This is a genomic window from Legionella fairfieldensis ATCC 49588, from assembly GCF_000621525.1.
Lineage (GTDB): Bacteria > Pseudomonadota > Gammaproteobacteria > Legionellales > Legionellaceae > Tatlockia > Tatlockia fairfieldensis.
Genome location: NZ_KK211302.1, coordinates 49,437 through 53,994 on the forward strand (window position 1 = coordinate 49,437; position 4,558 = coordinate 53,994).

Consider the following 4,558-nt stretch of genomic DNA (forward strand, 5'->3'; position numbering starts at 1 on the left):
TATACCCATCGCCATTGAAAGTACTGGAAATTATTTCTGAAATGGATTACAAATACGGCCATGAGATTTCAGCCGCTCAGTGACGAGCAAAAAAAAGATTTAGAACTCCGCCACCGTTATGAAGACGATGGTCGCATACGCGATCGTATAAAAGCCGTGCTATTGAAAAGTGAAGGTTGGAAAAACAAGGCGATTGCACAAGCCTTACGAATCCATGAGGAAACAGTCCGGCAACATTTAACGGATTGGGCAACTGACGAAAAATTAAAACCTGAAAATGGGGGCTCATATAGCAAGCTTGATGAGGTGCAAACACGCTCACTTGATACCCATCTTTCAGACACAACCTATACTCGAGTCATGGATATTTGTGCTTATGTTGAAGCAACCTTTGGCGTGCGCTACACCGTATCAGGTATGACAAAATGGCTTAAAGACCATAAATTCAGTTACAAACACCCAAAAAACATACCTGCCAAAGCAGATCTTGCAAAGCAAGAGGAGTTCATTGAGAAATATCTCGCACTGGTTTCTGATACTCCAGTAGATGAACCGATTCTTTTTATGGACTCTGCTCATCCAACAATGGCCACAAAGGTTGTTTGTGGCTGGATAAAGAAAGGGGTTGATAAACCCATCGCGCAGACAGCATCAAGAACAAGGGTTAATATTATGGGGGCAATTGAACTCACTACGATGAACGTTGTTAGCTGCCGTCCTGAGTATGTGAATGCAGAGACCACAGTGGCTTTCTTTGAACAGCTCAAAACAACCTATCCTGATGCGTCAAAAATACACATTATACTAGACCAATCAGGCTATCATCGAAGTCAATTGGTTCGAGAGGCGGCATTGGACAAAAATATTGAACTTCATTATTTGCCACCATACAGCCCAAATCTAAACTCAATAGAGCGCTTATGGAAGGTGATGAATGAAGAGATAAGAAATAACGTCTTTTTCTCTTCCGCCAAAATGTTTCGTGATGCCATCAATGGATTTTTTGATGATACTTTGCCAAAAATTGCGCAATCACTCCGAGGGCGCATTAATGATAATTTTCAGACGATAAAACCAGCACCTTCAAGTTGAATGGGTATAGTCTTCACTAATTCATCCATAAATGGTGCTCGTGATAAGCAAAATGGCCCGTTTCCTAACACCACTCTCAACCGCTGCGCGCGGTCAATAAATTATTAATCTTTAGAGATATTATGCTCCCCACTATTATAAATCGCTGATACACATGTTCCGAGGCCAGTGAATAGGTGCCATCTTCCTCCTTCTGGATGGGACAGTAGTCTGCTTCATCCATTTGATAAATTGGACAGTTTGTAATGCATACGCGATGCTTTCCTTATTCTTCGGCTCAGTTAAAGGCATTGGTCAAATTTAGATGCATTTACCATGAGTTCGCCCTCTAACCCTTGTTTAGAGAATTATTATTAGATATTATTTCCGGTATTTTTGGGCTTGTTGTCGTGGTGAAAAATCTCCCAGGATAATTTGTTTGTTGATAAGTTTGGTTCAACTTTTCGTTGAGACTTTTTATTTTATTGGCTAGATTAATTAAGGTCTCAGCATCACCTTGTATGTTTTCCTGTATAGGTTCACCAAGTTTGCCGCCGCACATTTCATGAAAAAACCTATCGGTTAACTCTTGATTGTCTCCATTTAAGGCAAAGCGAAATTTGTTTTGTAAATTCAGGTAGCTCTCTTCTGGTGAACTAGCTTCTTCGTTTCGCATCAAAATTTCAGTGATTTTAGTTTGTGCTTCTTTATAATGAGGATTTTTTTCTAAAATTGAATTGGCTAAGTCAAACAAGGTTTGTGAGTTAACTAAGTATTCTGAAGGTTCTTTTATTTCAAGTGAGTCCTGATAATAATAATTAAATAGTGTCCAAATGAGTTCAAAATCACCGTTGTCTTGAGCTTCTATTGCATTTTCGATAGCATCTGAAACTGACATGGCTTTTAACTGAGTTATATCTAATCCCAGAGACTTACTAATTTTTAAATAATCACAAATTTCAGGTATTAGCTCTTTAAAACCGGGTTCTGTTTGAGCGAGGTACCGAAGAAAATCTTTTATGTATGGTGTTTTTGTCTCAATTTTTAATATGTGTGGGGAAAATTTTTCAAAAAGTCTAACAGGAACTTGAGATTTTTCAAAATGCTTTAAAATATTAGCAGCATGCTTCTTATTAGAGAAATGAAAATGATATTCGAGCCCACAGAAAAGTATCACTTTTTCCAGATTGTGAATCTCATTGAGATTAATATACTTTTTGTCTCTAGGGTAATCGTTAGTTTTTTTCCAATGCATCATAATTTTTCTCTCTGGAGTTAGGTAATGAAAATTGTATTAAACTTAACCACAAAGATCAATGGATGTCTCCAAAGTGGTGAAACATCAATGACGTGGCAGCATAAATAGCGAGACGCATTGGCTTCATAAGCCATGTAAGATTCAGTGGCGACTAGCTTGCTCCCAATACTTATTCGCCACATTAAAAAGCTTATAGGTTCTGGAGTTCAACGCTTTATCAATGAGCTGATACGATTGGGAGGAGGAGGATTTAAATAAACCCTGCATCGCTTGTAAATCTTTCACCAAAGTCACTCGTTTCAGGTTATTTTTCTGTAATCCACCCGCACGATTTAAAATCGTATTAACCTTGTATTTCTGATACCCTTCATAACCCAGTTTGGAAAAGTCATTCACCATCGAGGTCGATGGTATCAGGCTATCGATTGCTTCTACCGTGTTTAAAACAGCAGCGTTGTGCTCAGGGCTTGTTGCCTCCTGTCCATTCAATGAAAAGATTTCAGACGATGCCTGAATTCCCGCTAACATTCTCGCCCACCGATAGACTGGGCGGATTGGGCACTCCCCTGCACGACCCCCACCCATCGCCTATCCCAGATTATCGCTTAAGAAAAGTGCTATTTATTCCTTGCCGCAATCCCGGTTAATACCGCTTTCAGTTCCTCAAATCTCGCCATATGGGGACTTACCCGATATCGTTTTCCATTCTTTAAATGAATTAAAATCCCCGTACCTCCTTCGGGAAAGGTTCTTGTCTGGGACATCAGTTTATTGATTTTAAAATCGTTGATTGCCAGTAAGTCTTCTGGATAAAAATATACTTTTCGGTTGAAATATAAACGTATGAAAATATCCTTTTCGTTAAACTGGATAAACTGGACGGTTTGTAATGCGTATAAGCTGCTGGAACCAAACCAAATTATAACTAAAGAAAGCGCAAAAAAACTAAAACACATCATTAAATAATCTTCACTTATGGAACGTGTCGTAGTTACTAATAAATAAATATTCAGGATATAAACATAGAAGAAAAATAAAAACAGCATCGGCATAAGCCAAATTATAAATCCATAACCACCATGCGTTACATCTTCATATTCATATTGCTTATTCTGCATTGTTATACCAGTGTTCATAAAACACGTCTCCTAATTTATTGATGACTGTGGAAGGGCCAAAACCAACAATAGCTGCGGGGATTAAAGGCATACCGTACGTCAAGCCTCCAGTTACAACACCAGCATACGTTGCAACAGCAAACTTCGTTAGGCTCATTGATGTTTTATTTTCACCAAAACGATCTATTACTTGATATGTTAAATTTGATAACCCTCCAGAAGCAGCACCCAATTTAATCGTATTTTTAAATGACACAGGGGGCTTAAAACCAAAACCCAATCCAGCAAGCCCTCCAATCACCGCACTACGCCAGGGATGCGCATCCGCGGTAGACAGTGCCGAAAGAAACGAAGACGTCCCTCCGACAGCGGCGTTTAATGTGTGTTTGGCAATAACCCCTTTATACTCCGAGAGAAAATGAACCGTTTGTTTCGAGTAACTGGCAGCACTTTCAATGACTTTACTATCCCGGGTCAACTGCATGGCTGCCATGACCGGTCTGGTTTTTCCTAACCACTGAACCGTTTTAGCCGCAAGCTTACCACCGGGGATGAGTGCTAACGCTGACAGGCCGCGGTTAACCTCCACATTCAAGAGACGGTCACGACCTGTCCATAGTTCATCCATCGCCTTTAACTGACCGGCTACCGGCACAAAGTCCAGTGCGAGGGAGGCCATCGCCTTTATCCCTGGAGAACCGGTTGGCGTCTCTATCGGGGTCGATTCGGGTAAAGGGGCTGGTTCCAGCGAGGGGGCTGACGCCTGCAACAACTCCCCATAACCCCCCTCTCCGGCCAACTGCTGGGCAAGGTAATTCAGGTAGGCGGCTTTATCGCTGCGGGTATCGGCCTTCTCCATCGGTAAATACAGCGCATCAATAGCCTCGGCAGCGGAAGGGGTTTCAACGCTCGCACTCCCCTGCACGACCCCCTCACCAATAGCCTGTCCGAGATTATCGCTTAACACCTGCGCGGCATCAAAGCGCTGATGTTGGGCTGCGGCTTGCAGGCCGCCTGAGGCGAGTGCGCTGGCTTCGGACTGAAGGACGGCCGCACTGCCTGGGCCTAAGTGCTGGCTTAGGCGTTGTTGCGTGGCGTTGCCGTACTGACT

At 41.9% G+C, this 4,558-nt stretch carries 5 protein-coding genes; 1 reads left to right on the plus strand and 4 read right to left on the minus strand.

Going from position 1 to position 4,558, the window contains the following annotated elements; genetic code table 11:
- Positions 1-60: 60 nt before the first annotated feature.
- Positions 61-1,092, plus strand: a complete 1,032-nt coding sequence (locus T345_RS0113025) for an IS630 family transposase (RefSeq protein ID WP_028389682.1) — start codon at positions 61-63, stop codon at positions 1,090-1,092.
- 328 nt (positions 1,093-1,420) lie between these two features.
- Here the strand turns inward: T345_RS0113025 and T345_RS0113030 are convergent, their stop codons facing one another.
- From T345_RS0113030 to T345_RS0113045, 4 genes are all read right to left on the minus strand, one after another.
- Positions 1,421-2,329 carry a hypothetical protein gene (locus tag T345_RS0113030; protein WP_028389683.1) on the minus strand — a complete coding sequence of 303 codons (909 nt, stop codon included), beginning with the start codon at positions 2,327-2,329 and terminating at the stop codon, positions 1,421-1,423.
- Between the two features lie 141 nt (positions 2,330-2,470).
- A complete protein-coding gene (locus T345_RS0113035) occupies positions 2,471-2,914 on the minus strand; it encodes a hypothetical protein (RefSeq protein WP_131777836.1) in 444 nt (147 codons plus the stop codon).
- A gap of 32 nt (positions 2,915-2,946) precedes the next feature.
- Positions 2,947-3,465 carry a hypothetical protein gene (locus tag T345_RS0113040; RefSeq protein WP_156935649.1) on the minus strand — a complete coding sequence of 173 codons (519 nt, stop codon included), beginning with the start codon at positions 3,463-3,465 and terminating at the stop codon, positions 2,947-2,949.
- On the minus strand, positions 3,437-4,558 hold a 1,122-nt coding region (locus tag T345_RS0113045; protein ID WP_028389686.1), incomplete at its 5' end, for a hypothetical protein. The genes T345_RS0113045 and T345_RS0113040, both read right to left, overlap by 29 nt.

Excerpts from the sequence above, each read along its gene's own strand:
- T345_RS0113035 (WP_131777836.1), bottom strand. The coding sequence starts at position 2,914 with ATGGGTGGGGGTCGTGCAGGGGAGTGCCCAATCCGCCCAGTCTATCGG.
- T345_RS0113030 (WP_028389683.1), bottom strand. The coding sequence starts at position 2,329 with ATGATGCATTGGAAAAAAACTAACGATTACCCTAGAGACAAAAAGTAT.
- T345_RS0113025 (WP_028389682.1), top strand. The coding sequence starts at position 61 with ATGAGATTTCAGCCGCTCAGTGACGAGCAAAAAAAAGATTTAGAACTC.
- T345_RS0113040 (WP_156935649.1), bottom strand. The coding sequence starts at position 3,465 with ATGAACACTGGTATAACAATGCAGAATAAGCAATATGAATATGAAGAT.